Annotated in this window: 30 protein-coding genes; 14 read left to right on the forward strand and 16 right to left on the reverse strand. The window is 68.4% G+C overall.

The window, feature by feature from the left end; genetic code table 11:
• Positions 1–62 precede the first annotated feature (62 nt).
• On the forward strand, positions 63–524 hold the full coding sequence (locus tag AC3A6Y_RS19605; RefSeq protein WP_487869868.1) for a response regulator transcription factor: 462 nt from the start codon (positions 63–65) through the stop codon (positions 522–524).
• Here the strand turns inward: AC3A6Y_RS19605 and AC3A6Y_RS19610 are convergent.
• Positions 500–865 (reverse strand): hypothetical protein, encoded by a 366-nt coding sequence (locus tag AC3A6Y_RS19610; RefSeq protein ID WP_487869869.1) that lies wholly within the window; start codon positions 863–865, stop codon positions 500–502. The genes AC3A6Y_RS19605 and AC3A6Y_RS19610 overlap by 25 nt on opposite strands.
• Positions 862–1,041 (reverse strand): hypothetical protein, encoded by a 180-nt coding sequence (locus tag AC3A6Y_RS19615; RefSeq protein WP_487869870.1) that lies wholly within the window; start codon positions 1,039–1,041, stop codon positions 862–864. Before AC3A6Y_RS19615 ends, AC3A6Y_RS19610 begins: the two co-directional genes overlap by 4 nt.
• Positions 1,042–1,422: 381 nt before the next feature.
• Between AC3A6Y_RS19615 and AC3A6Y_RS19620 the strand changes: the two genes are divergently transcribed.
• The 3 genes from AC3A6Y_RS19620 (at position 1,423) to AC3A6Y_RS19630 (ending at position 2,696) form a co-directional block, all read left to right on the forward strand.
• Positions 1,423–1,626, forward strand: coding sequence for a hypothetical protein (locus tag AC3A6Y_RS19620; RefSeq protein ID WP_487869871.1), 204 nt, complete (start codon positions 1,423–1,425; stop codon positions 1,624–1,626).
• 291 nt (positions 1,627–1,917) lie between these two features.
• A complete protein-coding gene (locus AC3A6Y_RS19625; RefSeq protein WP_487869872.1) occupies positions 1,918–2,295 on the forward strand; it encodes a helicase SNF2 in 378 nt (125 codons plus the stop codon).
• Between the two features lie 137 nt (positions 2,296–2,432).
• Positions 2,433–2,696 (forward strand): hypothetical protein, encoded by a 264-nt coding sequence (locus AC3A6Y_RS19630; protein ID WP_487869873.1) that lies wholly within the window; start codon positions 2,433–2,435, stop codon positions 2,694–2,696.
• Positions 2,697–2,727: 31 nt separating this feature from the next.
• On the opposite strand, the gene AC3A6Y_RS19635 is transcribed toward AC3A6Y_RS19630, so the two are convergent.
• On the reverse strand, positions 2,728–2,946 hold the full coding sequence (locus AC3A6Y_RS19635) for a hypothetical protein (protein ID WP_487869874.1): 219 nt from the start codon (positions 2,944–2,946) through the stop codon (positions 2,728–2,730).
• Between the two features lie 238 nt (positions 2,947–3,184).
• On the opposite strand from AC3A6Y_RS19635, the gene AC3A6Y_RS19640 reads away from it, so the two are divergent.
• A complete protein-coding gene (locus AC3A6Y_RS19640; protein ID WP_487869875.1) occupies positions 3,185–3,592 on the forward strand; it encodes a hypothetical protein in 408 nt (135 codons plus the stop codon).
• A gap of 9 nt (positions 3,593–3,601) precedes the next feature.
• Here AC3A6Y_RS19640 and AC3A6Y_RS19645 read toward each other — a convergent pair whose 3' ends face one another.
• Together AC3A6Y_RS19645 and phbB are read right to left on the reverse strand one after the other, a co-directional pair.
• Complete coding sequence (locus AC3A6Y_RS19645; RefSeq protein ID WP_487869876.1) at positions 3,602–5,296, reverse strand: cation:proton antiporter domain-containing protein; 1,695 nt, start codon at positions 5,294–5,296, stop codon at positions 3,602–3,604.
• A gap of 122 nt (positions 5,297–5,418) precedes the next feature.
• Entirely contained in the window at positions 5,419–6,156 is a 738-nt protein-coding gene (gene phbB / locus AC3A6Y_RS19650) for an acetoacetyl-CoA reductase (protein ID WP_487869877.1), read from the reverse strand.
• A gap of 159 nt (positions 6,157–6,315) precedes the next feature.
• Here phbB and AC3A6Y_RS19655 point away from each other — a divergent pair, with 159 nt between their 5' ends.
• On the forward strand, positions 6,316–7,191 hold the full coding sequence (locus AC3A6Y_RS19655) for an endonuclease/exonuclease/phosphatase family protein (RefSeq protein ID WP_487869878.1): 876 nt from the start codon (positions 6,316–6,318) through the stop codon (positions 7,189–7,191).
• Positions 7,192–7,212: 21 nt separating this feature from the next.
• On the opposite strand, the gene AC3A6Y_RS19660 is transcribed toward AC3A6Y_RS19655, so the two are convergent.
• From AC3A6Y_RS19660 to AC3A6Y_RS19670, 3 genes are all read right to left on the reverse strand, one after another.
• Positions 7,213–8,169 (reverse strand): tripartite tricarboxylate transporter substrate-binding protein, encoded by a 957-nt coding sequence (locus AC3A6Y_RS19660; protein WP_487869971.1) that lies wholly within the window; start codon positions 8,167–8,169, stop codon positions 7,213–7,215.
• Positions 8,170–8,285: 116 nt separating this feature from the next.
• Complete coding sequence (locus AC3A6Y_RS19665) at positions 8,286–9,689, reverse strand: MmgE/PrpD family protein (RefSeq protein ID WP_487869879.1); 1,404 nt, start codon at positions 9,687–9,689, stop codon at positions 8,286–8,288.
• A 101-nt stretch (positions 9,690–9,790) separates the two neighbouring features.
• Positions 9,791–10,681 carry an HTD2 family dehydratase gene (locus tag AC3A6Y_RS19670; RefSeq protein WP_487869880.1) on the reverse strand — a complete coding sequence of 297 codons (891 nt, stop codon included), beginning with the start codon at positions 10,679–10,681 and terminating at the stop codon, positions 9,791–9,793.
• Positions 10,682–10,820: 139 nt separating this feature from the next.
• On the opposite strand from AC3A6Y_RS19670, the gene AC3A6Y_RS19675 reads away from it, so the two are divergent.
• Entirely contained in the window at positions 10,821–11,738 is a 918-nt protein-coding gene (locus AC3A6Y_RS19675; RefSeq protein ID WP_487869881.1) for a LysR family transcriptional regulator, read from the forward strand.
• Positions 11,739–11,795: 57 nt separating this feature from the next.
• Here AC3A6Y_RS19675 and AC3A6Y_RS19680 read toward each other — a convergent pair whose 3' ends face one another.
• Together AC3A6Y_RS19680 and phaC are read right to left on the reverse strand one after the other, a co-directional pair.
• On the reverse strand, positions 11,796–12,974 hold the full coding sequence (locus AC3A6Y_RS19680; protein WP_487869882.1) for an acetyl-CoA C-acetyltransferase: 1,179 nt from the start codon (positions 12,972–12,974) through the stop codon (positions 11,796–11,798).
• A 44-nt stretch (positions 12,975–13,018) separates the two neighbouring features.
• Positions 13,019–14,743 (reverse strand): class I poly(R)-hydroxyalkanoic acid synthase, encoded by a 1,725-nt coding sequence (gene phaC, locus AC3A6Y_RS19685; protein WP_487869883.1) that lies wholly within the window; start codon positions 14,741–14,743, stop codon positions 13,019–13,021.
• 104 nt (positions 14,744–14,847) lie between these two features.
• Between phaC and AC3A6Y_RS19690 the strand changes: the two genes are divergently transcribed.
• Complete coding sequence (locus AC3A6Y_RS19690; RefSeq protein ID WP_487869884.1) at positions 14,848–15,144, forward strand: hypothetical protein; 297 nt, start codon at positions 14,848–14,850, stop codon at positions 15,142–15,144.
• On the opposite strand, the gene pgeF is transcribed toward AC3A6Y_RS19690, so the two are convergent.
• Positions 15,076–15,846, reverse strand: a complete 771-nt coding sequence (pgeF, locus tag AC3A6Y_RS19695; RefSeq protein WP_487869885.1) for a peptidoglycan editing factor PgeF — start codon at positions 15,844–15,846, stop codon at positions 15,076–15,078. The two genes, AC3A6Y_RS19690 and pgeF, sit on opposite strands and share 69 nt — an antisense overlap.
• A 49-nt stretch (positions 15,847–15,895) precedes the next feature.
• Entirely contained in the window at positions 15,896–16,534 is a 639-nt protein-coding gene (gene maiA / locus AC3A6Y_RS19700; protein WP_487869972.1) for a maleylacetoacetate isomerase, read from the reverse strand.
• Between the two features lie 406 nt (positions 16,535–16,940).
• Between maiA and AC3A6Y_RS19705 the strand changes: the two genes are divergently transcribed.
• From AC3A6Y_RS19705 to AC3A6Y_RS19720, 4 genes are all read left to right on the forward strand, one after another.
• On the forward strand, positions 16,941–17,642 hold the full coding sequence (locus tag AC3A6Y_RS19705) for a fumarylacetoacetate hydrolase family protein (protein WP_487869886.1): 702 nt from the start codon (positions 16,941–16,943) through the stop codon (positions 17,640–17,642).
• A gap of 23 nt (positions 17,643–17,665) precedes the next feature.
• Positions 17,666–18,217 carry an NUDIX hydrolase gene (locus tag AC3A6Y_RS19710; RefSeq protein WP_487869887.1) on the forward strand — a complete coding sequence of 184 codons (552 nt, stop codon included), beginning with the start codon at positions 17,666–17,668 and terminating at the stop codon, positions 18,215–18,217.
• Positions 18,214–18,684: a CreA family protein gene (locus tag AC3A6Y_RS19715; RefSeq protein WP_487869888.1), complete on the forward strand. Its 471-nt coding sequence runs from the start codon at positions 18,214–18,216 to the stop codon at positions 18,682–18,684. The genes AC3A6Y_RS19710 and AC3A6Y_RS19715 overlap by 4 nt, the downstream gene beginning before the upstream one ends.
• Before the next feature lie 126 nt (positions 18,685–18,810).
• Positions 18,811–19,326, forward strand: a complete 516-nt coding sequence (locus tag AC3A6Y_RS19720; protein WP_487869889.1) for a peptidoglycan DD-metalloendopeptidase family protein — start codon at positions 18,811–18,813, stop codon at positions 19,324–19,326.
• Between the two features lie 41 nt (positions 19,327–19,367).
• On the opposite strand, the gene AC3A6Y_RS19725 is transcribed toward AC3A6Y_RS19720, so the two are convergent.
• A complete protein-coding gene (locus tag AC3A6Y_RS19725; RefSeq protein WP_487869890.1) occupies positions 19,368–20,966 on the reverse strand; it encodes a phospholipase D family protein in 1,599 nt (532 codons plus the stop codon).
• Between the two features lie 7 nt (positions 20,967–20,973).
• Positions 20,974–21,411, reverse strand: a complete 438-nt coding sequence (locus AC3A6Y_RS19730) for a DUF1810 domain-containing protein (protein ID WP_487869891.1) — start codon at positions 21,409–21,411, stop codon at positions 20,974–20,976.
• A gap of 121 nt (positions 21,412–21,532) precedes the next feature.
• Here AC3A6Y_RS19730 and AC3A6Y_RS19735 point away from each other — a divergent pair, with 121 nt between their 5' ends.
• Complete coding sequence (locus tag AC3A6Y_RS19735) at positions 21,533–21,808, forward strand: hypothetical protein (protein WP_487869892.1); 276 nt, start codon at positions 21,533–21,535, stop codon at positions 21,806–21,808.
• A 16-nt stretch (positions 21,809–21,824) separates the two neighbouring features.
• Here the strand turns inward: AC3A6Y_RS19735 and AC3A6Y_RS19740 are convergent, their stop codons facing one another.
• On the reverse strand, positions 21,825–22,688 hold the full coding sequence (locus tag AC3A6Y_RS19740; protein WP_487869893.1) for an intradiol ring-cleavage dioxygenase: 864 nt from the start codon (positions 22,686–22,688) through the stop codon (positions 21,825–21,827).
• Between the two features lie 142 nt (positions 22,689–22,830).
• Between AC3A6Y_RS19740 and AC3A6Y_RS19745 the strand changes: the two genes are divergently transcribed.
• Positions 22,831–23,907, forward strand: a complete 1,077-nt coding sequence (locus tag AC3A6Y_RS19745; protein WP_487869894.1) for a maleylacetate reductase — start codon at positions 22,831–22,833, stop codon at positions 23,905–23,907.
• On the opposite strand, the gene AC3A6Y_RS19750 is transcribed toward AC3A6Y_RS19745, so the two are convergent.
• Complete coding sequence (locus AC3A6Y_RS19750; protein WP_487869895.1) at positions 23,883–24,854, reverse strand: LysR family transcriptional regulator; 972 nt, start codon at positions 24,852–24,854, stop codon at positions 23,883–23,885. The two genes, AC3A6Y_RS19745 and AC3A6Y_RS19750, sit on opposite strands and share 25 nt — an antisense overlap.
• Positions 24,855–24,885 lie beyond the last annotated feature (31 nt).

Below are 24,885 nucleotides of genomic sequence, written 5' to 3' on the forward strand. Positions count from 1 at the left end.
ACACGGCTTTCGTCGGCCGGCGCCATGCTTGCGAGTCTGTGCAGACTCGGAGAATCCCTCACATGAGCAGCGACGCCGCATGTTCGCCCAACGCATGCTGCAGTCTGCGCGTGCTGGTTGTCGAAGACGACCCCGAGGTCCTCGAGGCGACGCTCGAAGCACTCGAGTTGCTGGGTCACTGGGCCACTGGCGTGCGCAGCGCCGAAGGCGCACTCGATCGCTTCCTCGAAGGCGCCTTCGATGTGCTGATGGCCGACATCGGGCTGCCGGCCCTCTCCGGTCTGGAGCTCGCCGACAAGCTGCAGGCTCGCTGCGCACTGCCGATCATCTTCGCGACGGCGAGCGAGGAGCCGAAGAGGCCGATCGCCGGCACCGTCTGGCTGTGCAAACCCTTCGGCCTCGATCAGCTGGCCGAGGCCTTGCGGCAGGTTGCCCAGCGCACGGCCGCACCGGCATTGGCGTCCGTGCAGGTGCCTGTGGCCCCATCGGCTCAGCAGGCTCAGCCCACCTGGCAGCGCGCGTAGGCCAGCGACAGATAGTCGGCGTGCCTGCGAAGGCTCTCGAGCTGTTGCAGCGTGTTGCCGCGAATCGGGTCCTTCGGATCGAGGCGCAGCTCGCCGTCGGGCATGAGAATGAAATGCGTCTTGCCTGTGGGACCGCCGCGCGGGTCCGACGCGCTGACGTAGCCGCAGGCCGTGCCGGTCTTCTTGTTGTAGACGACGCCGGAGAAGCTCGCGGCCGCCGGTTCGGGCAGGCGGCTCTTCACCCGGGCCTCCACCTGCCAGACCGGCCAGTAGAACCACCAGCCGCCGAGGCAGGCGGCGAAGACCGTGACACTGGCCAGCAGGCAAAGGAAGACTCTCATGGCATCTCCTTGTCGTCGGGTTGCACGAACTGCATCGCGAACCGGCCCAGCGGGGTCAGTTCCGTCACCGTCGCCGTTCCCTTGCGTCCCGGAGGGGCCGAGAACGCGGCCTTGACCCAGCCGCCATCCTTCAGGATCCGCAGCGCCTCGATGTCCTCCATCGCGGTGAAGATCATCGGCAGCGGTCCCTTGGCCACGCGCTGGAGCACCCTATAGGACAAGGAGGCCTCCGTAGCGGGCCCGGCAGGACGGCGGGTTCGGCTTCGTCGCGGGACGTGAATGCATGTAGCCAATTGTAATTACATGTAGTACTTACAGGCTACTATTCTGTGTGCCGCATCTCACAAAAAAAGCACGGGACACCCACGGGGGCCGGGTGGCGTCCGGGGCTGTCGGCCCGGCGCTCGACAGTCGCCAAAACCGCGAAGAAGTTGCACAAAGCAGCCCGCATTTACCCACCCCTGCCATCCCCATGCGCTGCCGCTTTGTGTAGCCTTTGGCTTCGCAGCTTCGCGAGTCGATGCCACGGCTCGCAGAGTTGCGAACTGGAGGCCACCATGCAGGACTCGCTCACGCCGATCGACACTTCGTTCGAACGATGGACAAAGCTGTCGGACGCTTTCGAGCAACATCTCGCGCGCATGAGACAGGGCGACCCGGAAGCACGCGCTGAAGCCCTGCGCCTGGCACGCGAACTCGATGAACTCACGCGCCTGATCGGCCGCGACCTGAACGCCGAGCGACAGCGCAACGGCGACTGAGCCCGGTCGCACCTTCGTCATTCATTCGGCAAACCGGCCGCCTCGTTCCCGAGGACAGCAGGCGCCGCGCTCGGCGCGGCCCGTAGCGCGATTGTTTCCGTGACGAAAACGCCGCGATTCCGAATGGCTAGGGTTTCCACCTAGTTTTGAAGGCAAACTTCATCCCACAGAGCAGCCATTCACTGTTCTGAGTGAACAGGGCACCGAGCGAGGTGGCCGCCCCTTCCAGGGCGACGCCCCCACCCAAGACCGGTTCGAAATCAATCCAAGTCACTGCAAGGAATTACTGCCATGAAGACCTCGAAGATCATCGCTGCCGCCGCTCTTTCGCTTCTCGCCGCGGTCGGCGCCCAAGCCGAAACCTACGAAGGCGTGCATGCGCCGGTGTCGGCCAACAGCCGCTCCGACGTGCGTGCCCAGGCCGTCGTGGCCGCGCGCAGCGAGAATCCTTATGCCGAAGCCGTTTCGTCGCACGTCACGCCTGTGCTGACTGCCTCGACCGACCGCGCCGGCGTGCGCAACGAGGCCGTCGCGGCCGCACACAGCGCCGATCCCTACGCCGAGGGCTACGGCCAAGGCGTCGCTCCCGTGCTGGCCAGCACGGTCGACCGCGCCACGGTGCGTGCCGAAGCCCGCGCCGCCGCTCGCGGCCAGCAACTCGCGCTGTAAGCACCACCGCTCGACGCGCAAGGCCGGGGTCATGCGAAATGCATGGCCCCGGCTTTTTTTCTTTGTGTCGCGAGACGGCATCTGGCTGGAGAATTGGAATGCTCTGCGCCCGCGAGCGCGGCACAATCTCCTTCAGCATGACGCAGCAATTGCCCCACCCTGACGACCTGAGCGATGCGGAACTCGCAGAACAGGCCCATGCCTGGCGGCGCCTGGCCCTTCGCGGCGACCGCAGCGCGCGGGCGCCCGCGCACGCGTACGAGACCGCGCTGCGAGAACGCGTACGCGCATCGATGGCCGCGGAACTGATCGCCAACGCCTCGGCCGCAGGCCCCGAACCCAAGCGCCCGTGGTGGCGCCGCTGGTGGCCGCTTTCGACGCACGAGCGCGTCACCTCCTGAGCGCCGCCGGCCCTGGCGCCGGCCTACCGCTTCACGTGCGCGGACCGTCCTTGCCGAACAGCTTTCGCATGGCAGCGACGCCGGCCACCAAGGCGTTGGCGTAGCTCGCCTGCGGATCGCTCGCGGATTCGAGCGGCAGGTAGGGAAGCGCATCCTCCATCGCGTAGTCCGTGCCTTCCATGAGTACCCAGTAGAACTCCCCTTCTTCGAGTTCGTGCACGGTGAGCGCGATATTTCGCAGTTGCGGCATGAGGTTGGCAGGGCTTGTACAAGTGAGCGCTTCGATCCTATGCATCGGACCCTGCCCGGGCCAGCGACAATTTCACACTTTGTCGCAAATGTGACGAAAAGTAGTAGTGTTGGCGAATCACGAACAGGACGCAACAGTCAAATGTGTTCTATCGGCAGCTACGGGCTTTTCCTACAGCGTGCGGTTGCGGCAAAGCCTAAGCTGGTTTCTCCAGCAATAACGTGATTGAGGAGGCACGATGAAGCACTTCGTCCTCGACCCCCACATGTGCGCAGCATTCGGGGGCGCCTTTTATCCGACGGGTCATTCGATGGTGATGTTTCCCAATGCCGAGGACGCGAACCTCGTCGGACATCAATTGATAGACAAGGGCTTCAGCGGCGACGAGGTCTACCTGATCCCGCCCAAGACGATGCTGACCCAGATCTCGCCGACCGTGCGCGACGACGCCGACAGCCCGCTGCCCTCCGCCGGAACCGACGGCGCGACCGTGCGGGTCTACACCAAGCTGGCCCAGGAAGGACACACCGGCTTGCTGGTCAAGACCGAGAACCGCGCGGCGGCCGAACGCCTCATGGAAGTGGTGCGCACGGTGCCCTACTCGGTGGCCGAGCGCTATTGCCGGCTGGTCATCGAAGACCTCTGACGCCGGCCCTCAGGCGGGCGCAGCGGCACGGCTGAGCACCGCGCGCGCCATCGATTGCGCCAGCTCCTGCTCGCCCAGGAAGACGGTGGCGGCGACCTCCTGCGTCAGCAGGCGCGCCTCGTCCTCGTTGTGACTGCGAATGACCGTCTGGATCGTCGGATTGAGGGTGCGCGCCGCCTCGATCATCTGCCGCACGTTGATCGCATCGGCGGTGGCGACCACCAGCACGCGCGCCCGCGCGATGTGCGCCTGGATCAGCACCGCCGGATCGGCCGCATCGCCCCACACCGCCGCCTTGCCTTCGCCCCGCAGCTTCTCGACCAGTTCGCGGTTCTGCTCCGCCACCACGAACGGAAGGTCGTGGGCCATCAGTTCCGCCGCGATGCGGCGGCCGACACGGCCATAGCCGACCAGCACCACTTGGCGCGACAGGTATTTCTCCTCGGTGCTCAGCGGCAACTCGGCCAGCGGATCCTCGCGCTGGGCCAGCCCGCGCGCGAGGCGCGAATGCGCGTGCAGCCATCTCTGCAGGGGCACGATCAGGCTGAACAACAGGGGGTTGGTTGCGATGGAGATCAGCGCCCCCGCCAGCAGCAGGCTCTGGCCTTCCTCCGGCAACAAGCCCAGCGAAGCCCCCAGCGCCGCCAGGATGAAAGAGAACTCGCCGATCTGCGCCAGGCTCGCGCTCACCGTCAGCGCCGTACCCAGGGGATAGCGAAACAGCAGCACCAGGACGCAGGCCGCAACCGACTTGCCCACCACGATCACCATGACGACGGCCAGCACCTGCAACGGCCGCTCGATGAGCACCGCGGGGTTGAACAGCATGCCGACGGAGACGAAGAACAGCACTGCGAAGGCATCGCGCAGCGGCAATGATTCCTGCGCCGCGCGGTGGCTGAACTCGGACTCGCGCATCACCATGCCGGCGAAGAAAGCGCCGAGCGCGAAGGACACGCCGAAGAGCGCCGCCGAGGCGAAGGCAATGCTCACCGCCGCGGCCACCACGCACAGCGTGAACAGCTCGCGCGAGCCGGTGCGCGTGACCTGCCAGAGAAGCCACGGGAATACGCGGCGTCCCACCACCAGCATCAGGACCACGAAGCCGCCGACCTGCAGCAGCGTGAGCCCCAGTGTCTGCCAGAGCGGTGCCGCATCCGCGCGCGCCGCGCCGCCACCGAGCGCCTCGGCCAGCGGCGGCAGCAGCACCAGCACCAGCACCATCGCGAGGTCTTCCACGACCAGCCAGCCCACGGCGATGCGGCCGGTGAAGGAATCGAGCAGCCCCAGGCTTTCGAGCGCGCGCAGCAGCACCACGGTGCTCGCCACCGAAAGCGCCAGCCCGAAGACCAGCGCGCCGCCGGGGCTCCAGCCCCACCAGCTCGCCAGCGCCGCGCCCAGCAGCGTGGCAACCACGATCTGCACCAGCGCACCGGGCAGCGCGATCTTGCGCACCGCGAGCAGGTCATCGAGCGAGAAATGCAGCCCGACGCCGAACATCAACAGCATCACGCCGATCTCTGCCAGCTGCGCGGCGATGCTCGCGTCGGCCACGAAGCCCGGCGTGAAAGGGCCGAGGATCACGCCCGCGAGCAGGTAACCCACCAGCGCCGGCAGGCGCAGCCGCACCGCCAGGAAGCCCAACAGCAGCGCCAGGCCGAGGCCGGCCGCGACGGTGTTGATGAGGGAAACGCTGTGGGGCATCGCCGTGCATTGTGCAAGAGCGCGGCGCCAGGCGCCCAATGCCCCGCCATCTTCACGGTGCGCATGCCGCCAAGAAAAAAGACCCGCCATGCGGGTCTTTTTTGGACGGGCCCGTAACGCGCTCAGTGCATGTGCAGGCCGCCGTTGACCGAGAAGTCAGCCCCGGTCGAGTAGCCGCCCTCGTCCGTCGCGAGCCAGGCGATGATCGAAGCGATCTCGCTGGGCTCGCCCAGCCGCTTGACGGGAATGGTGGCCACGATCTTGTCGAGCACTTCCTGGCGGATGGCGCGGACCATGTCGGTGCCGATGTAGCCCGGGCTCACGGTGTTCACCGTCACGCCCTTGGCGGCCAGCTCCTGCGCCAGCGCCATGGTGAAGCCGTGCATGCCGGCCTTGGCGGCCGAGTAGTTGGTCTGGCCGGCCTGCCCCTTGGCACCATTGACCGAGCTGATGTTGATGATGCGGCCCCAGCCCTTCTCGACCATGTCGCCCACCACCTGCTTGGTGACGTTGAACATGCTGTTGAGATTGGTCTCGATCACCGCGCTCCAGTCCTCGGGCGTCATCTTGAGGAACATGCGGTCGCGCGTGATGCCGGCGTTGTTGACCAGCACGTCGATGCTGCCATGCTCGGCCTTGGACTTGGTGAATGCCTCCACCGTGGACTCCCAGTCGCCGACGTTGCCGACCGAGGCGTGGAACTCGTAGCCCAGCGCCTTCTGCTCCGCCAGCCACTTGGCGTGATCGCGCGTGGGGCCGCAGCCTGCGATCACCGTGAAGCCGTCCTTGTGCAGGCGCTGGCAGATCGCCGTACCGATGCCTCCCATGCCGCCGGTGACGTATGCAACTCTTTTGCTCATGATTTTTCCCTCGATGTTGACGCGCCTGAAGAGGCGCGATTCACTGTAGCGAAGTTTCTCACGGCTCCCGGCTCAGGAAAACACTGACCCCTCAATGCAACGGGGTGTCACAAGCCGGGCTCATATACCGAGTTCGAGATCAAGGAAGGCAGGCATCCGATGAAACTCGTGACGTGGAACACGCAATGGTGCCGCGGCCTCGACGGCCAAGTGAGTACCAAACGTATCGTCGAGGGCGCGCGCGCGATGGATGATTTCGACGTGCTGTGCCTGCAGGAAATCGCGTCGGGCTACGACGGCATGCCCGGCGCGCCCGGCGATCAGCCGGCCGAGCTGCAGGCGCTGCTGCCGGGCTTCCGGCTCTTCTTCGGTGCGGCGGTCGAGGAATTCGACCGCGAGGGCCGCCGGCAGCGCTTCGGCAACCTGATCGCCACCCGCCTCCCGGTGTCGCTGGTCAGGCACCATCCCCTGCCCTGGCCGCCCGATCCGACCGTGAGCACCATGCCGCGCATGTGCACGGTCGTAACGCTCAGCAGCGCCGAGCTGGGCACCGTGCGCGTCATGACCACGCACCTCGAGTACTACTCGTCGGTACAGCGCCGGGCGCAGGCCCAGACTCTGCGTGCCCTGCACATCGAGGCCTGCGAGCAGGCGGCCGCGCCGCCGGCCGCGGAGTTCGACAACTCGCCCTTCCAGCCCAAGCCCCACACGCAGCAGGCGATCCTCTGCGGCGACTTCAACATGGAGGCCAGCGAGCCGGCCCATGCCGAGATCCAGGAGCCTTTCACGGCCCCCTCGCTGCCGGCCGGCGGGGCGCCCGACCAGCGGCTGCAGGACGCCTGGCCGCTGGCGCATCCCGAGCGGCCTCACGACCCCACCTTCAAGCTGTTCGACAAGACCTACGGCAAGGCGCCCGCCGCTTTCGACTTCGTGTTCGTCAGCAACGCCCTGGCGCCGCGCGTGAGGCGCATGGAGGTCGACCTCCGGACGCAAGCCTCGGACCACCAGCCGGTGCTGATCGAGTTCGGCGACTGAGGCCCCTCGGCGTGTGCGGGGCTACTCCGCCTGCACGCCCGCCGCGCGAATCACCTTGCCCCACCGGGCGACCTCGGCCGCGAGGTGGCTGCGCAGCGCCTCGGGCGTCACCTTGTCCATGGGAACGATCTCGGAGCTCAGGTCGGCCAGCCGCTGCTTGACCGTCTCGTCCTGCAGCGCCGCCCGCAGCGCCACGTTGAGCTTCTGCGTGACCGCCGCCGGCGTGCCCTTGGGCGCGTAAATGCCGTGCCAGACGCGCACGTCGAAGCCCTTGAGGCCCTGCTCGTCGAGCGTCGGAATGTCGGGCATGCTCGAAAGCCGCCTGGGCGTGGTCACCCCGAAGACCTTGACCCGGCTGCCTTCCTTGATGACCGGCGCGGTCTGCGTGGTCTGATCGCACAGCAGGTCCACCTGCCCGCCCATCAGGTCGTTGAGCGCCGGGCCCGCCCCCTTGTAGGGCACGGTCGTCAGCTCGACGCCGATCTGGCTCGTGAGCAGCAGCCCGCACAGCTGCGACACCGCGCCCACCCCGGCATTGGCCAGCGAGACCTTGTCCTTGTTGGCCTTGACGTAGCGCAGCAGCTCCTGGAAGTTGCCGGCCGGGAAGTCCTTGCGCGACAGCAGCGTCATCGGCACGTCCATCACCTGGCCGACGTACTCGAAGTCCTTGAGCGGGTCGTAGGGCAGTTTCTTGTAGAGCGCCGGCGCCGTGGCCATGCCCATGTGGTGGATCAGGATGGTGTAGCCGTTGGGCTGCGCCCTGGCGACGCGCGCAGGCGCAATGGTGCCGCCGGCGCCCACCGTGTTCTCGACCACCACGGTCTGGCCCAGCGACTTGCCCATGGGAATCGCGAGCATGCGTGCCACCACGTCGGTCGGGCCGCCGGCCGAATAGGGCACGACCAGCGTGACGGGCTTCTCGGGCCAGGCCGACTGGGCCGCCGCAGGCCATTGCACGGCCAGCGATGCGGCGAGCATCGAGGCCCAACTCAGAACCTTGGTCTTCATCTTCATGTCTGTCGTCTCCTTGATACGTTGGCTCGCGCGCCGACGCTTCGCGATGGCGCGCCACGGCATCTTCCAAATCCAGCGGCTTACCGGAGACCTTCGCCTTCGGCTCCGGTGCCATTCGCCTCGGCCTTCAGCAGCATGCCGACCGCGGGCGCACGCGCCACGTGCCAGAGCCGCTCCAGGGCCGCGTGCATCTCCGCCTCGCTCGCACCGCCGCTGAAGGCAGCGAGACGCAGGGCCTTGGCCTCGATCTCCTCGCGGGTGAGCGTGTTGCCGGGATCGCCCTTGGGCTCGTCGACGCGGCCCTGCAGCACGCGGCCGTCGCGGGTGCGTACCGTGACCTTGCCGATCCAGCGCTTGGGATAGGCCGCATCCACCTCGGCGTCGAGCTCCATCTGCACGCGATCGCGCAGGGCCTGCGTCTCGGCATCTCGGAAGTGCGCGTCGAACTCGGCGAGGCCGGCCTGGCCGAAGCGCGCCGCCAGCGCGAGCACCGTGCCCATCGAGAACTTCGACTGGTGCACCGTGGCCGGATCGACCACCGGCCCCAGCACGTCGATCGCGCCCTGATGCACATGCGTGGTCACCAGTTCCAGTTGCTCCGCGCCCAGGCCGTGCTCACGCATCACCAACAGCAGCGCATCGGCGGCCGGGTGCGTGTGGCGGCAGGAGGCGTGGTATTTGAAGGAAGTTTCCGCCAGCGCCCAGCGCGTGCCCAGGCCGTCGACCAGGCGCTGCGGATCGGCGTCCTGCGACATGCCCGCGGCCAGGCCTTGCGGACCCTCGAGGATCTTCTGCGCCCCGGTGAAGCCGTCGCGCGCCAGCGTCGCAGCCATCAGCCCGGCGGCGGCCGCATGCGCCGTGTGCAGCTGCTTGGAATCGGCCGCGGTGCGCAGGAACTCCCACAGGCCCGCCGCCTGCGTGCCGGCCGAGCCGAAGGCATGCTGCATGCGCGCCGCATCGAGGCCCAGCAGATGCCCGGCGGTGGCGGCTGCCGCGAGCGTCCCGGCGGTGCCGGTGGTGTGGAACACCTTGTAGTGCGAGCGCCCGAGGAATTCGCCCACGCGGATGCCGACCTCGTAGCCGGCGACCGCCGCCGCCAGCAAGCGCTCGCCGCTCGCGCCCAGCGCCTGCGCCAGCGCCAGCGCGACCGGGAACACCACCGTCGCCGGATGGAAGACCGAGCCGTTGTGCACGTCGTCCTGCTCGGCCACGTGCGAGGCCGCGGCGTTGACCAGCGCCGCGAAGTAAGGGCTGCTGCGCGTGCGGCCCACCAGCACTTCGCTGGCCCCGGCCGCGGGCCCCATCTCGCGCGCGAAGGCGGCGATGGTCTCGACCGGCCGCGCGCCATGCCCCGCGATGGCCGAGCCGAACCAGTCGACCAGCAGGTCCTCGGCACGATGCACGACCGGCGCCGGGATATCGCCGAAGCGAAGGCCGGCCGCGAAGCGCGCGAGGGTTTCGGTGGGTGATGTCTGGGGGGCCATTTCAGATCGCTTTCGTTGCGCGCAATGCGCAGATGTCCTTCTCGCTGCATCGCGGCGAACGAAGGATGGATTCGGTGTGTGCACCCAGCTTCATGCGTGCTTCAGGCGAGGATGGCGCTGGCCTGCATGGCGAGCCTGCCACCGGCGTCCTCGGCCCAGAGGCTGAAGCGCTTGTCGGCCTCGGGCCGGCCGTGAACGCGCAGTTGCGCGCCGTCGAAGACCGGCCGCAGCGCGCGAAACTCGAAGCGCGCGAGCGAAGCTTCGGGGTGCTCGCGCCGCAACAAGTCGACCAGCAGCGTGGCGATCAAGGGGCCATGCACGATCAGCCCCGGATAGCCTTCGACTTCGGTCACGTAGCGGCGGTCGTAGTGGATGCGGTGGCCGTTGAAGGTGAGCGCCGAATAACGGAACAGCAGCACGTCGTCGGGCGTGAGCTCTCGGCTGAAGGCCGCGCCCGCGGGCGCCGGCGTGGGGGCTGCAGGGGCTTCCCCGGGTGCCGGCGCGGCGCGGTACACGATGTCGTGCTCCTCGGTCAGCGCCAGGCCGCGTGCGTTGCGGATTTCGTGCCGCACCAGCACGAAGACCAGCTCCCCGCTGCGCCCGGTCTTGTGCGAGACGGAGGCGATGGTCGATGTCCGCTCCACCGCATCGCCCACCACCAGCGGGTTGCCTGCTTCCCAGTTGAGGCGTCCGCCGGCCCACATGCGGCGCGGGAGCGGCACCGGTGGCAGGAAGCCGCCGCGCTTCGCATGGCCATCGGGGCCGATCTCGGACTGCCGGTGATGCGGCAGGAAATAGAGCCAGTGCCAAAGCTCGGGCAGCTGCGTGCCCGGCTGCGGCGCGGGATCGTCGCGGTCCAGCGTGGCGGCGAGCGCGCGCACCGGCGCGGCGGTGATCTGATCAGCCAGCGTCTCGCTGCGTCCCTGCCAGGCTTGCAGTCCGGCCAGTGCCGCGCCGTCGAGGGCAGGAGAAGGGGTCGTGTGTGGGGTCATGTCGCCAGGTGCTTCCGATGCAAGCGGCGCTCTCGCCGCGCCCTGCCCTGCATGGTGGCTGCGGCCCGGCCCGCGCGCAATCTGCGATTTCGAGATCGAGCCTTCAGAAATTCCGAAGGATTGCTAGGATGCTGCTGCCATGCAATTCGACCTGACCGATCTGCGCCTTTTCGTCGCCGCCGCCGAGCTGGGCAGCCTCACGCGCGCGGCCGAGCGCCAGCACCTGTCGCTGGCCGCGGCGAGCGCCCGCATCAAGGCGCTGGAGACGCAAGCGGGGCTCGCGCTGCTGGCCCGCGAGGCGCGCGGCGTGCGCCTGCTGCCGCCGGGCGAGGCCTTCCTCCACCACGCGCGCCTGGTGCTGCACCAGGCCGGCCAGCTCGGCGCGGAGCTCAAGGAATACGGCGGCGGGCTGCGCGGCCATCTGCGCGTGTTCGCCAACACCACCGCGGTGAGCGACTTCCTGCCGGAGATCCTGCCCGGCTTCCTGGCGCGCCATCCGCGCATCAACATCGACCTTCAGGAGAAACCGAACGCACAGATCCCGCACGGCGTGCTCGACGGCCGCGCCGACATCGGCATCGTCGCCGGCCTCATCGACACGCTGGGCCTGGAGGCGATCCACTTCAGCACCGACCGGCTGGTGCTCGTGACTTCGCGCAAGCACCGCTTCGCGCGGCGCCGGCGCATCGCATTTGCCGAGACGCTGGACGAGGACGCAGTGGGCATGCAGCCCGGCAGCACGCTGCAGGCCTTCCTCGCGCAGATCACCGAGAGCCTGGGCAAAAGCCAGAAGCTGCGCATTCAGCTCGGCAGCTTCGACGCCATGTGCCGCATGATCGGCAGCGGCGTGGGCATCGGCGTGGTGCCGGAGTCGGCCGCGCGCCGCAACCTCGAGAGCATGAAGCTGGCGCTGATCGAGCTCAGCGACCCATGGTCCGTGCGCGAGCGCTTCCTGCTGGTGCGCGACCGCGCCGCGCTGCCGAGCTATGCGCAGGCGCTGGTCGATACGCTGTGCGCGCACTACGCGGAGCGAGCGGTGCCTGCGGGCCGAGGCTGAGCGCCAAAAAAAAAGCGCCGCGGATGAACGCGGCGCTTTCACAAGGAGCAGGACGGCTCAGCGCTCGATCGTGAGCGCAACACCCATGCCGCCGCCGATGCACAGCGAGGCAATCCCCTTCTTGGCGTTCTGGCGCTGCATCTCGTGCAGCAGGGTCACCAGAATGCGGCAGCCCGAGGCACCGATCGGGTGGCCGATGGCGATGGCGCCGCCGTTCACGTTGACCTTGTTGATGTCCCAGCCCATTTCGCGGTTGACGGCACAGGCCTGGGCGGCGAAGGCCTCGTTGATCTCGAGCACGTCGAGGTCCTGCGGCTTCCAGCCGGCGCGCTGCAGCGCCTTCTGCGAAGCCGGAACCGGACCCATGCCCATGAAGGCCGGGTCGAGGCCGGTGCTGGCGTAGCTGGCGATGCGGCCCAGCGGCTTCAGGCCCAGGGCGGCCGCCTTCTTGGCAGTCATCACCAGCACGGCGGCAGCGCCGTCGTTGAGGCCCGAGGCGTTCCCCGCGGTCACACCGCCGGCCTTGTCGAAGGCAGGACGCAGGCCGGCCAGGCCTTCGGCGCTGGTCTTGCGGTTGATGAACTCGTCCTGGTTGAAGACGACCGGATCGCCCTTGCGCTGCGGGATGTTGACGGCGACGATTTCGTCCTTGAACTTGCCGGCGTCCTGTGCGGCGGCGGCCTTGGTCTGGCTGGCGAGCGCGAGCTCGTCCTGCGCGCTGCGGCTGATGTCGTACTTCTTGGCCACGTTCTCGGCCGTGATGCCCATGTGGTACTGGTTGTACACGTCCCACAGGCCGTCGACGATCATCGAGTCGACCAGCTTCCAGTCGCCCATGCGCTGGCCGTTGCGCGAGTTGGGCAGCACGTGCGGCGCGAGGCTCATGCTCTCCTGCCCGCCCGCCACCACGATCTCGCTGTCGCCGGTGGCCACGGCCTGCGCGGCCAGCATCACGGCCTTCAGGCCCGAGCCGCAGACGGCGTTGATGGTGAGCGCCGGCGTTTCCTTGGCGATGCCGCTCTTCAGCAGCGCCTGGCGCGCCGGGTTCTGGCCGCTGCCCGCAGTGAGCACCTGGCCCATGATGACTTCGCCGACCTGGTCGCTGCCGATCTTGGCGCGCTCGAGCACTTCCTTGATCACGATCGAGCCGAGCTCCGTGGCCGCGATGTTGGCCAGCGATCCGCCGAACTTGCCCACGGCCGTGCGTGCGGCCGAAACGATGACGATGTCTTCCATGGTGTGTGCTCTCCGAGGCTTGAACAAAAAGGGTGAGATGAAGGTCAGGCTCGCGCCTTGACATAGCGGCCCGGTGCGGGCTCGATCGCCTTGTAGGCGCTGCCCTTGCCGTAGGACTTCGGGGCAGGGATCTGCTTGCCCGCGTGCGTCTTGAGCCAGTTGGACCAGTCGGTCCACCAGCTGCCGGGGTGCTCGGTGGCACCGGCCAGCCATTCGGCCTGGGTCTTCGGCAGCTTGCCGTCGGCACGAATCCAGTGGCTGCGCTTCTTCTTGGCCGGCGGGTTGATCACGCCGGCGATGTGGCCCGAGGCCCCCATGACGAAGCGCTTCTTGCCCTTGAGCAGCTGCGTCGACGCATAGGCGCCGCCGATGGGCACGATGTGGTCCTCGCGCGAGCCGTAGATGTAGACCGGCGCCTCGATGCGGCCCAGGTCGACCTGCTCGCCGGCCACGGTGAGCGCGCCGGGCACGGCCAGCTTGTTCTCGTGGTAGGTGTTGCGCAGGTACCAGCAGTACATCGGGCCGGGCAGGTTGGTGGCGTCGCTGTTCCAGTACAACAGGTCGAAGGGCGGCGGGGTCTCGCCCTTGAGATAGTTGCCCACCACGTAGTTCCACACGAGGTCGTTGGGCCGCAGAAAGCTGAAGGTGGACGCCAGCTCGCTGCCGGGCAGCAGGCCGCCCGCGTTCATCTGCATCTCGCGGAAGCGCACGAAGCCCTCGTCGATGAAGATGTCGAGAATGCCGGTGTCCTCGAAATCCAGCAGGGTGGTGAGCAGCGTGACGGAGGACGCGGGCTGCTCGCCGCGTGCCGCCAGCACGGCCAGCGCGGTCGACAGGATGGTGCCGCCGACGCAGAAGCCCAGCGTGTCGATCTGGCCGCCCTTCTTGTCCTGGCCGGTGATCTCGCGGGTGACCTGGATCGCCTTGATCGCGGCGTCCTCGATGTAGTCGTCCCAGGTGTACTGGCTCATCGAGGCATCGGGATTGCGCCAGCTCACCACGAAGGTGCGGTGGCCCTGCTCGACCGCATAGCGGATCAGCGAGTTCTCGGGCTGCAGGTCGAGGATGTAGAACTTGTTGATGCAAGGCGGCACCAGCAGCAGCGGCCGCTCGTAGACCTTGGCCGTCAGCGGCTTGTATTCGAGCAACTGGAACAGGTCGTTTTCGAACACCACGGCGCCCTCGGTGGTGGCCACGTTGCGGCCGACCTCGAAGGCGCTTTCGTCGGTCATGCTGAGGTGGCCCTGCTGCACGTCCTTCAGCAGGTTCTGGATGCCCTTGGCGATGCTCTCGCCCTGGCTTTCGATCGCCTTCTTCTGCGCATCCGCATTGAAGGCCAGGTAGTTGCTGGGCGACGAGGCGGCCACCCATTGCTCGACAGCGAAGCGCAGGCGGGCGCGGGTCTTGGCATCGCCCTCGACCGCTTCGGCCATGCCGAGCAGGGTGCGGGTGTTGAGCAGGTAGATCGCCGCCGAGAAGGCCGCCACCGGATTGCTGCCCCAGGCTTCGGCCGCGAAGCGCCTGTCGCCCTGGGTGCGTGCCGCCACGTCCTGGCGCCACAGCTCGGTGGCCTCTTCGATGTAGTGCCGCTGCAGTTCCTGGAGCCTGGAGGCGGAGAAGGAGAAACGGGGCATTTCCCAGGGCATGTCCGGCTGGGGGGCCTTGCCGAGCGATTGGAAGGCCTCCAGCGCCTTCTCCCAACCCTGCGTCAGCGCCTGTTGAAAGGGCGCGAAAGTGGCATCGGCCGCGGCCTGTTGTTCTTGTTTCATGTCGTCTCCTGGTTCCTCGCCTTGTCGTATCGGCTTTTGAGTATGCTGCATCCGGCAGGGCCCGGCCAGCCAAAGCCCGTTATACCTTCCTGAAAACCTCGCCTATGCATCTCGTCGTCATCGCCTGGCTGTATGTCGCCCTCATGATGGCGGTCGCCGAGGCCACCAACACCAACGGCACGGTGCTCGGTGCGGTCTTCACCTTTCTACTCTATGGCTTGGCGCCGGTGGCACTGGTGGTTTACCTGATGGGCACACCTGCGCGCCGCAAGGCCATCCGCGCACGCGAGACGGCCGAGCGCGAGGCCGCCATCCGAGCGGCGGCGCCTTCCTCAGGCGCGCCAGATGCAGGCAGCGAAACGGCCGCTGACGCGGTCCCGCCGGTGCGAGAAAAAGCGTAACGGGTTGTTCACGGTGCACCAGGCGGCATTGCCGTCGTTGCCGTAAAGCTGCACGAGGCCCGCCGCTTGCAGGCGCTGGCGCGCGAGGCCCGCAAGATCCGCCAGCCATTTGCCCGGCGCCGGGCCGGGCTTGAAGCACCGGGCAGCAGCTTGCGGCGCGCCCGCTTCGAAGGCCGCCCGGACCTCGTCCCCGACTTCGAAGGCCTCGGGCCCGATGCAGGGGCCGAGCCAGGCCATGAGTTCCTCTGGACCGGCCTCGGGCGCGAAGGCGTCGACGGCCGCCTCCAGCACGCCGGCGGCCAGGCCGCGCCAGCCGGCATGGGCGGCGGCCACGCGACGGCCGCGGCCATCGGTGAAGAGCACCGGCAGGCAGTCGGCGACCATGATGGTGCAGGCGATGCCGCTCGTCGTGGTGGTGCAGGCGTCGGCCGTGCCGCCGTCGGGCGTGTCGGCTTGCAGCGCGAGCAGCCGGGCGCCATGCACCTGCTGCAGGAACACCGGCCGCGCACCGATCGCATCGCGCAGCAGCGCACGGTTGGCCGCCACGTCCGCCGGCGCGTCGCCGACGTGATCGCCGAGGTTGAGGCTTCGCCAGGCACCCCCGGAGACCCCACCCTCGCGCGTGGTGCACAGCGCATGCACCCCAGGCGGCGCCGGCCAGTCGGGCACCAGCCCCTGGGCCGTCAGCATATTCAGTGACATACCTCCGCCTTCGCTGCGGTGCTATTCGCCTCGGGAGCGGCCCATCGGCTCATGGCTCCGCGTCGGGGCAGCGCGACGGCTGGGCGCGCTGGAAGGCGTCGAGCTGCATGCAGGCTTCGAAGGCGGCCATGGTGCGCGGCAGGCCGCTGAAGTCGCAGTCGAAGCGTTGGCCGTTGAAGACCTGCGGCACCAGGCAGCAGTCGGCCAGCGTGGGGGTGTCGCCCCAGCAGTAGAGGCTGGCCGGGCGCAGCGCGAGCTGGCGCTCGAAGGCCAGCATGCCCTCGCGCACCCAGTGGCGGTACCAGGCGTTCTTGGCGTCGTCACCGAGCTTGAGTTCGCGCACCAGGTACTTGAGCACGCGGAGGTTGTTGAGCGGGTGGATCTCGCAGGCGACCGTCTGCGCCAGCGCCCGCACATGGGCACGGCCCACGGGGTCGTGCGGCAGCAGCGCGGGCTCGGGGTGGATCTCGTCCAGGTACTCGATGATCGCCATCGACTGCGTGAAGCGCTCGCCCTCGTCTTCCAGCAACGGCACCAGCATGTCCGGCGAGATGGCCGAGAAGGACCCCGTCTTGTGCTCGCCGCGGGCGATGTGCACCGGAAGATAGTCGTAGTCCAGGCCCTTGAGGTTGAGCGCGATTCGGACCCGGAACGAAGCGGAAGAACGGAAGTAGTTGTAGAGCTTCATCATGGCCCCGAGCATAGCGCTGCCGTTGACGGCGCTCATTGTCCCTCCCAGTTCGCCCTGAGCCTGTCGAAGGGCCGCCGCGAGCCCCCTGCCCGTTCCCCTGAGCTTGTCGAAGGGCCGGCGCGAGCCCCCTTCCCCGTTCGCCCTGAGCTTGTCGAAGGGCCGGCGCAAGCCCCCCTTCCCCGTTCGCCCTGAGCTTGTCGAAGGGCCGGCGCAAGCCCCCTTCCCCGTTCGCCCTGAGCCTGTCGAAGGGCCGCCGCGAGCCCTCCTCCCCGTTCCCCCTGAGCCTGTCGAAGGGGCCGCCGCAAGGCTCCGACCCTTCGCCAGGCTCAGCCCGATCGGGAAGGGGCGAACCATCCCCGGCTCTGGCAAACTGCCGCTTTCGCTCGAAAGGACTTTCTGCGCCATGGCCTCCGAATACGTCTTCGCCCCGCCGGCAACGGTGTCCCTGCCCGTGGTCGGTCAGGCTGCCCGCTTCCCCATGCACCGCATCTACTGCGTCGGCCGCAACTACGAAGAGCACGCCAAGGAAATGGGTTTCACCGGCCGCGAGCCGCCCTTCTTCTTCATGAAGCCGGCCGATGCCGTGGTGGTGGTCGAGGCCGGGACGACCGGCACCATGGCCTACCCCACCCTCACCAAGAACCTGCACCACGAGATCGAGCTGGTCGCGGCGATCGGCACCGGCGGCAAGAACATCAAGGCCGCCGATGCGATGAAGCACATCTTCGGCTACGCGGTGGGCCTGGACATGACGCGCCGCGACCTGCAGGGAGACATGAAGAAGCAGGGCCGCCCCTGGGACATCGGCAAGAGCTTCGAGCAGAGCGCGCCCACCGGCCCGATCGTGCCGGCGGCGCAGGCCGGCGACATCGAGCACGCCGAGATCTCGCTGCAGGTCAACGGCCAGGACCGCCAGCGCAGCAACGTGAGCAAGCTGATCTGGAACATGGCCGAGACCATCGAGCACCTCTCGGCCGCCTGGGAGCTGCAGCCCGGTGACCTGATCTTCACCGGCACCCCCGAAGGCGTGGCCGCGGTGGTGGCCGGCGACACTCTCGTCGGCCAGGTCGCCGGCCTGCCCTCGCTCACCGTCAAGGTGGTCTGAACCAACCCGCCGGCCCACGCCCGATGCTCCTGCGCGTCCCCATCAAGCACTGCAAGAACTGCGGCACCGCCGTGGTCTACCGCATCCCCGACGACGGCGACACGCGCGAGCGCGCCGTCTGCCCGGCCTGCCATACGGTGCATTACGAGAACCCGCTCAACGTGGTCGGCACCATCCCCGTGCTGGGCGACCGGGTGCTGCTGTGCAAGCGCAACATCGAGCCGCGCTGGGGCAAGTGGACGCTGCCGGCCGGCTTCATGGAACTCAACGAGACCACCGCGCAGGGCGCGGCGCGCGAGACCGACGAGGAGGCCGGCGCCGAGTACGTGATGGAAGGCCTGTTCGCAGTGATGAGCGTGGTACGCGTGGGCCAGGTGCATCTGTTCTATCGGGCGCGCCTTCTGAGCGACAAGTTCGACCCCGGCCACGAGACCATCGAGGCCCGCCTCTTCACCGAGGATGAAATCCCCTGGGACGAGATCGCCTTCCGCACCGTGCGTGAGGCGCTCACCCATTACTTCGAGGACCGGCGGCGCGGCAGCTTCGACCGCGTCCACACGCTCGACATCGCATGAAGCACCTGCGCGCGACACTTTGCTGTGCCCTGCTCCTGTCCGCGCAGGCGCAGGCCGAGCAAATAGGCGAAGTCGACACCGCCTTCAAGCTCATCGGCCCGGACCACAAGATCGTGGTCGAGGCCTACGACGACCCCAAGGTCGGCGGCGTGACCTGCTACGTCTCGCGCGCCAGGACCGGCGGCATCTCCGGCGCCTTCGGCCTGGCCGAGGACAAGGCCGAGGCCTCCATCGCCTGCCGCCAGGTCGGACCGGTGCGCGTGAACCAGCCGCTGCCCAAGCGCGAAGAGGTCTACAGCGAGCGGCTTTCCATTCTCTTCAAGCGCCTGCGCGTGGTGCGCATGGTGGACGCGTCGCGCAACACGCTGGTCTACCTGACCTACTCCGATCGCCTGGTCGAGGGTTCGCCCAAGAACAGCATCACCGCGGTGCCCATCGATCGCGCGACGCCGATCCCGCTGAAATAGATGAGCGCGCCTGCATCGCGCGAGCGGCGCGGCGCGAGCACAGCGCGGCCATTCAGCCAGGAAAAACCGCCGCGGTCCTACGCACGAGCGGGAACCACCGCCGCAAAATAGGTTCGAAAAAGCGCCATGCAATCCAAGACTTACGTTCTCCGTGCCGGCCTCTTGGTCGTCGCGGCTGCCGGCCTGGTGGCCTGCAGCACCACGCCTCTCCCGCCGCAGCGGCCGTTTCCTCCCGGTCCTGCGCCCACCGTCAAGCCACCACCGCCCGCGCCGGCCGCCTTCATCCGGCCGGCGGCGGGACCCACGCTGTCGCGCTTCGACGGCAGGAACAACAAGGGCATGGACATCGCGGGCAACCCGGGCGACGCGATCCTCGCTGCGGCCGATGGCCGCGTCGTCTATGTCGGCAGCGAGCTTCGCGGCTACGGCAACATGGTGATCGTGAAGCACAACGACACCTTCCTCAGCGCCTACGCGCACGCGCAGCAGATCCTCGTGAAGGAAAAAGAGGTCGTGCGCCAGGGTCAGAAGATTGCCGAGATGGGCAACAGCGGCGCCGACCGCGTCAAGCTGCATTTCGAGCTGCGCAAGCAGGGCGTCGCGGTCGACCCCGAGCCGTACCTCAACAGCCAGCTGCGCTGATGCCCCGATGCGCTGATGCCTTAGTGCCTTGATGCACTGAGCTACAGCAGGCTCTCCGGTACCAGCGGCGCGAGCAGCTCCAGCTTCAGGCGCGAGCCGAAATCGGTCTCGGGCTCGGTGTGCTGCACCACGTCGGGCCCGCCGTTTTCAGACGGGCTCACCCATTCGACATCCCCGCGCGGCCCGAGGCGCACGCGGTAGGCCGCATCCATGGTGATGAAGCCGACGAGGCTGGTGAGCTGCGCCGCGATCTGCGGGCTGTGGATGAACAGGCCCAGCTCGGTGTTGTGCAGGTCCGAGCGCGGATCGAAGTTCAACGAGCCGATGAACACCACCTTGCCGTCGACCACGGCCGCCTTGCCATGCAGCCGCCCGCTGGCCGAGCCGAAGATGCCGAAGCGCCGCGTCTGCTCGACGCGCTTGGGACTCAGCTCGTAAAGGTCCACGCCGAGGCGCACCAGCTCGGGCCGGTAGCGGCGGTAGCCCAGGTGCACCAGCGACTCGTCGGTGGCGGCCAGCGAGTTGGTCACCAGCGTGAAGCGCACGCCTCGCTTGCGCAGTTGGCGTACGGACTCCATGCCGCCGCGTCCCGGAATCAGGTAGGGCGTGGTCACCAGCGCCTCGCGCTCGGCGGCGCGCACATAGCGCCGGACGTTGAAGAGCACGCCTTCGGGCGCATCGGCGGTCACGCGTGGACGTTCTTCGGGCGGGCCCAGCGCTTTGTGCGGCATGTCGGCATAGGCCTCCGCTCGCGCCCAGATCAGCGAGAGCTCGCCCGCGTCCAGGTCTTCGGCGAGCGCCTGGTAGCCCAACAGGTCGCGCTCGATCGGTGTCTGCGGCGCCCAGATGGCGGCATCCCAGGTCATCTCCTCGAAGCGCTGGCGCAGCTGCGCCGGCGTGCCCTGCACCTGCGCCAGCGACTCGATCGGATAGACGAAGGGGCTGTTCCAGTACAGGTCGAACAGCGAGGACAGCCGCGGCACGACGGCAGCCGTCACCAGGGTGTCGATGTCGATGAAGTTGGAGCCCGCATTGCGCATGAAGTATTCGTTGGCGATGTTGCGCCCGCCCACCACCGCCATCGCGTTGTCGGCGACGAAGAGCTTGTTGTGCATGCGGCGGTGGATGCGGTCGATGTCCAGCAGCGAGGCGCCCAGCCGCGTGAGCAGCCGCTCGCGCCCGGCCGGAAAGGGATTGAATATGCGCACCTGCACGTTCGGATGGGCCGCAAGGCCGGCCAGCAGCGTGTCGGCACCTGCGGTGTAGAGATCGTCGATCAGCACGCGAACGCGCACGCCGCGCTCGGCCGCATCGCGCAGCGTGCGCAGCAGGTAGCGGCCGGTCTCGTCGTTCTGCACCAGGTAGTACTGGATGTCGATGCTGCGCTGCGCCCGCCGTGCCAGCTCGAGGCGAGCATGCATCGAGTAAGCCGGCATGGGCAGCAGCCGGAAGCCGCTTTGCTGCGCATCCGGTGCACCGGCCACGGCCAGGCGGCCGAGCGTCGTATTCGCGATGCCGGCGATCGCATACGAGGGCGGGCGCTCCACCTCCTTCGGCAAGCCCGCGCAGCCGGCCAGCCACAACGCCAGCGCCAGCGCGGCGAAGCAGCCGATCCTCCTGCCCAAGCTGCCGAGTCGCATAGCGCGTTCAGCCCCCATCGCCGGATTCGAGCCGGGACAGCGTCCCGCGATCGGGGCGGCCGCCGAAGTACTTGTTCAAGCAGTCGCGGAAGACCGGATCGGATGGGTCGGCTCTGTCGAACAGGGTCATGGACGACCAGAACTTGACATCGTCCGGCGCGCCGAAGATCTGGTGGACGCCGCGGCCTTCGACCGCAAGCACCAGCGCGCTGCACTCGCGCAGCCGCGGCCCGAGGCGCGGATGGGCCAGGTACGCGCGGGCCTCGGCGAGCGAGGCGATGGCGTAGCGCTGCGCCATCGCGCTATGGCCCAGGCCCTCCAGCTGGGGGAACACGAACCACATCCAGTGGCTGCGCTTGCGGCCTGCGCGCAGCTCGCCGCGGACCTCGTCGATCACGGGGTCTTGCGCATCGACGAAGCGCTGGAGCTCGAAAGGATCGTACATGGGGAATGTGTCTCTGTAGGCGCCGTCTTTCCTCGGCTCGCGAAGTATGCCGCGCCGCGCCGCCGGCGTGTCAGCGTCAAATTGCGACGCGAAAAAAGAGAGGCTCTGACAAGAGAACGAAATGATCTGCGAAGCGATCCATTGCGCCGAGACGAAAACCGTTCGGTTCGCCATCTACCCCGACGGCCTCGACGGCCCCCGCATCATGGCCCACGTCTCCGAAGCCGCGCTGCGCGGCCTTTGCGACAGCCCGGGCGAGGACCCCGACCTGACCACCACCTGCGAGGCCTACTTCGACTGCATCGAGGCCAAGGCGCTCGAGCGCTACCGGGCAGCGCCTTCCAAGCCCATCGTGCTGGGGCCCGCGGACCTCAGGGAATGCGCCCTCTTGCAATGAAGGCAGCGGCCGCCCGTCAGGCCGACCGGGCGAGCACGAAGTCGAAATCCAGCGTGTAGAACGGCACCTCGCACGTGCCACCGTCCGGCGTGCGGCCGGGCGGGTGCTCGACCCAGTCGGCAATCAGCGAACGGCGAACGCCGAACACGGCGTCGGAGTCCAGGTACGGGTCGCCGTTGCGGAACACATGCGTGATCAGCCGCTGGAAGCCCGGCGCCGTGATCATGAAATGCAGGTGCGCCGGCCGCCAGGGATGGCGCCCCAAGGCGTCCAGCATGCGGCCCACCGGCCCGTCGTGCGGGATCGGATAGGCCTCGGCCCGGATCGACTTGAAGTGGAAGCGCCCCTCGGCATCGGCATGCAGCGTGCCGCGGGCCCGGTGCTCGTGCTCTCCCTTGTACTGCACGTCGTAGAGGCCGTCGGCATCGGCCTGCCAGACCTGCAGCTCGGCGTTCGGCACCGGGCTGCCGTCCGGCGCCAGCACGCGGCCATGCACGTAGCAGGGCTCGCCGCGCGCACCGTTGGCCACGTCGGCGCCCAGCGGGTACTCGGGCGAGCCCTCGACGTGGAAGGGGCCGAACACGGTGGCCTCGGTGCATTCGCGCGGCTTGCGGTTGTTGAGCGCCGTGACCAGCATCGACAAGCCGAGCGTATCGGACAGCAGGATGAACTCCTGGCGCTTGTCGTCGGTGATGTGACCCGCCTCGGTCAGGAAGCGGATGCCCTCGAACCACTCGGCCTCGGTGAGCCGGACGTCGCGCGCGAAGGCGTGCAGGTGCTGGACCAGGCTGGTCATGATCTCGCGCAGCCGGGCATCGGGGGCGCCGGTGTGCCGCGCCAGAACGGCCTGGGTGATGGTGTCTTCGTCGAGGTTGCGCATGCGGGGTCTCCTTGGAATCTCAGCCGGCGACTATGGGACCGACACGCGGGCGCGGACAAGGGCTCCAGCGGAAAACTGTTTTGCGCAAAGGCAGGCTGCGTGCCCTGGCGGCTCGCGAGGGCTTCGGCCTACCATCGCCGCCATGCGCTCCACCTCCTCCTTCGTTTACACCAGCCAGCCGCAGCGCGTGGTCTTCGGCGCCGGCAGCCTGGCCCGCCTGGGCCGCGAGATCGAGGCGCTGGGCGCGCGGCGCGCCCTGGTGCTCTCGACGCCCGAGCAGCGCGGCCAGGCCGAGCGCGTGGCCGCGCTGCTCGGGCCGCAGGCCGCCGGCATCTTCGACCGGGCCGCCATGCATGTGCCCATCGAGACCGCCCGCGCGGCCCGTGAAGCCGCACGCAGGCTCGACGCCGACTGCGCCGTGGCCATCGGCGGCGGCTCCACCACCGGCCTGGGCAAGGCCATCGCGCTGGAGGCGGGCCTGCCCATCGTGGCCATTCCCACCACCTACGCCGGCAGCGAGATGACGCCCATCTACGGCCTGACCGAAGCCGGCCTCAAGAAGACCGGCAAGGACTTCCGGGTGCTGCCGCGCACCGTGATCTACGACCCCGAGCTCTCGCGCAGCCTGCCGGTGGGCCTGAGCGTGACCAGCGGCATCAACGCCATCGCCCATGCGGCCGAGGGCCTGTATGCGCAGGACAGCAACCCGGTGATGGACCTGATGGCCGAGGAAGGCATCGCCGCCATCGCGCGGGCGCTGCCGGCGATCCGGCGCAGCCCCGAGGACATCGAGGCGAGGTCCGATGCCCTCTACGGCGCCTGGCTGTGCGGCAGCGTGCTGGGCAACGTGGGCATGGCGCTGCACCACAAGCTGTGCCACACGCTGGGCGGCAGCTTCAACCTGCCGCATGCGGAGGTGCACGCGGTGGTGCTGCCGCATGCGATCGCCTTCAATGCCGAGGCGGCGCCGGGTGCGATGCAGCGCATCGCGAGAGCGCTGGGCACGCCCGACGCCGCGCAAGGCCTGCAGGCGCTGGCGCGCAACAACGGCGCGCCGACCGCGCTGAAGGACATTGGCATGCAGGAGGCCGACCTGGACCGCGCCGCCGATCTGGCGGTGAGCAACCCCTACTGGAATCCGCGGCCTTTCGGCCCGGCGGAGCGCGGCGCCATCCGCGCGCTGCTGCAGCGCGCCTACGAGGGCGCGCCGCCGCGCTGAGCGGCGCCTGGCTCCCCGCCCGCCCCCGCATCGAAGCTGGTCCACTTGCGCTGGTAGTCCATGCGTTCGAAGTGCGCGGCCAGGAAGTCGATGAAGGTGCGCACCTTGGCCGACATGTGTCGACGGCTCTGGAAAGCGAGGTTGATGCGCAGGCGCGGCAGGTCCCAGTCGTCGAGCACCGGCACCAGCCGGCCGGCGACGATGTCCTCGTAGAGGATGTACTTGGGCTGCACCAGAATGCCCAGCCCGTCGAGCGCGGCCGCACGCAGCACCTGGCCGTCGTTCGACTCCAGCAGGCCCTTGACCCTGATCGTGCGCTGCTCCTCGCCGCGCCGGAAGGCGAGCTCGTCGGGCTTGTTGCTGTAGGTGTAGAGCAGCAGGTCGTGGGTGGCCAGCTCTTCGACCCTGCGCGGCGCGCCGCGCCGATCCAGGTAGCCCGGAGAGGCGGCGAGGACGCGGCGGGTCTCGGCCAGGCTGCGGATGGTGATGCCGGAGTCGTTTTCGTACTCGCGGGTGCGGATCGCCACGTCGATGTTGTTGTCGATCAGGTCGAGGTAGCGGTTGGCAACCTCCACATGCACCGTGACCTTGGGATAGCGCTCGGTGTAGGCGCGCAGCAGCGGCGCGATGTGCTGCATCGCGAAAGAGAGCGACGCGGTGACACGCAGCGTGCCCATCGGGTCGAGCGCCGTCGCGTTGACGATCGCGTCGGCGTCGCGCAGGTCGGCCAGGATGGCCTTGCAGCGGACGTAGTAGCTCTCCCCCATCTCGGTCAGGGCCAGGCGCCGCGTATTGCGCTGCACCAGTTGGGCGCCCAGCCGCCCCTCCAGCGAGGCTAGGTGGCGGCTGGCCGCCGCATTCGACAGGCCCACCGCCTCGGCGGCGCGCGACAGGCTGCCGAGCTCCGCGGTCTGCACGAACAGTTCGATCTCGGTCCAGCGGTCCATATGTCTGCGTTGCCCGTTCCGGACCGGCATC

The organism is Variovorax sp. Soil_C_17 (assembly GCF_057657265.1).

Excerpts from the sequence above, each read along its gene's own strand:
- AC3A6Y_RS19605 (WP_487869868.1), top strand. The coding sequence starts at position 63 with ATGAGCAGCGACGCCGCATGTTCGCCCAACGCATGCTGCAGTCTGCGC.
- AC3A6Y_RS19610 (WP_487869869.1), bottom strand. The coding sequence starts at position 865 with ATGAGAGTCTTCCTTTGCCTGCTGGCCAGTGTCACGGTCTTCGCCGCC.
- AC3A6Y_RS19615 (WP_487869870.1), bottom strand. The coding sequence starts at position 1,041 with ATGATCTTCACCGCGATGGAGGACATCGAGGCGCTGCGGATCCTGAAG.
- AC3A6Y_RS19620 (WP_487869871.1), top strand. The coding sequence starts at position 1,423 with ATGCAGGACTCGCTCACGCCGATCGACACTTCGTTCGAACGATGGACA.
- AC3A6Y_RS19625 (WP_487869872.1), top strand. The coding sequence starts at position 1,918 with ATGAAGACCTCGAAGATCATCGCTGCCGCCGCTCTTTCGCTTCTCGCC.
- AC3A6Y_RS19630 (WP_487869873.1), top strand. The coding sequence starts at position 2,433 with ATGACGCAGCAATTGCCCCACCCTGACGACCTGAGCGATGCGGAACTC.
- AC3A6Y_RS19635 (WP_487869874.1), bottom strand. The coding sequence starts at position 2,946 with ATGCCGCAACTGCGAAATATCGCGCTCACCGTGCACGAACTCGAAGAA.
- AC3A6Y_RS19640 (WP_487869875.1), top strand. The coding sequence starts at position 3,185 with ATGAAGCACTTCGTCCTCGACCCCCACATGTGCGCAGCATTCGGGGGC.
- AC3A6Y_RS19645 (WP_487869876.1), bottom strand. The coding sequence starts at position 5,296 with ATGCCCCACAGCGTTTCCCTCATCAACACCGTCGCGGCCGGCCTCGGC.
- phbB (WP_487869877.1), bottom strand. The coding sequence starts at position 6,156 with ATGAGCAAAAGAGTTGCATACGTCACCGGCGGCATGGGAGGCATCGGT.
- AC3A6Y_RS19655 (WP_487869878.1), top strand. The coding sequence starts at position 6,316 with ATGAAACTCGTGACGTGGAACACGCAATGGTGCCGCGGCCTCGACGGC.
- AC3A6Y_RS19660 (WP_487869971.1), bottom strand. The coding sequence starts at position 8,169 with ATGCTCGCCGCATCGCTGGCCGTGCAATGGCCTGCGGCGGCCCAGTCG.
- AC3A6Y_RS19665 (WP_487869879.1), bottom strand. The coding sequence starts at position 9,689 with ATGGCCCCCCAGACATCACCCACCGAAACCCTCGCGCGCTTCGCGGCC.
- AC3A6Y_RS19670 (WP_487869880.1), bottom strand. The coding sequence starts at position 10,681 with ATGACCCCACACACGACCCCTTCTCCTGCCCTCGACGGCGCGGCACTG.
- AC3A6Y_RS19675 (WP_487869881.1), top strand. The coding sequence starts at position 10,821 with ATGCAATTCGACCTGACCGATCTGCGCCTTTTCGTCGCCGCCGCCGAG.
- AC3A6Y_RS19680 (WP_487869882.1), bottom strand. The coding sequence starts at position 12,974 with ATGGAAGACATCGTCATCGTTTCGGCCGCACGCACGGCCGTGGGCAAG.
- phaC (WP_487869883.1), bottom strand. The coding sequence starts at position 14,743 with ATGAAACAAGAACAACAGGCCGCGGCCGATGCCACTTTCGCGCCCTTT.
- AC3A6Y_RS19690 (WP_487869884.1), top strand. The coding sequence starts at position 14,848 with ATGCATCTCGTCGTCATCGCCTGGCTGTATGTCGCCCTCATGATGGCG.
- pgeF (WP_487869885.1), bottom strand. The coding sequence starts at position 15,846 with ATGTCACTGAATATGCTGACGGCCCAGGGGCTGGTGCCCGACTGGCCG.
- maiA (WP_487869972.1), bottom strand. The coding sequence starts at position 16,534 with ATGAAGCTCTACAACTACTTCCGTTCTTCCGCTTCGTTCCGGGTCCGA.
- AC3A6Y_RS19705 (WP_487869886.1), top strand. The coding sequence starts at position 16,941 with ATGGCCTCCGAATACGTCTTCGCCCCGCCGGCAACGGTGTCCCTGCCC.
- AC3A6Y_RS19710 (WP_487869887.1), top strand. The coding sequence starts at position 17,666 with ATGCTCCTGCGCGTCCCCATCAAGCACTGCAAGAACTGCGGCACCGCC.
- AC3A6Y_RS19715 (WP_487869888.1), top strand. The coding sequence starts at position 18,214 with ATGAAGCACCTGCGCGCGACACTTTGCTGTGCCCTGCTCCTGTCCGCG.
- AC3A6Y_RS19720 (WP_487869889.1), top strand. The coding sequence starts at position 18,811 with ATGCAATCCAAGACTTACGTTCTCCGTGCCGGCCTCTTGGTCGTCGCG.
- AC3A6Y_RS19725 (WP_487869890.1), bottom strand. The coding sequence starts at position 20,966 with ATGCGACTCGGCAGCTTGGGCAGGAGGATCGGCTGCTTCGCCGCGCTG.
- AC3A6Y_RS19730 (WP_487869891.1), bottom strand. The coding sequence starts at position 21,411 with ATGTACGATCCTTTCGAGCTCCAGCGCTTCGTCGATGCGCAAGACCCC.
- AC3A6Y_RS19735 (WP_487869892.1), top strand. The coding sequence starts at position 21,533 with ATGATCTGCGAAGCGATCCATTGCGCCGAGACGAAAACCGTTCGGTTC.
- AC3A6Y_RS19740 (WP_487869893.1), bottom strand. The coding sequence starts at position 22,688 with ATGCGCAACCTCGACGAAGACACCATCACCCAGGCCGTTCTGGCGCGG.
- AC3A6Y_RS19745 (WP_487869894.1), top strand. The coding sequence starts at position 22,831 with ATGCGCTCCACCTCCTCCTTCGTTTACACCAGCCAGCCGCAGCGCGTG.
- AC3A6Y_RS19750 (WP_487869895.1), bottom strand. The coding sequence starts at position 24,854 with ATGGACCGCTGGACCGAGATCGAACTGTTCGTGCAGACCGCGGAGCTC.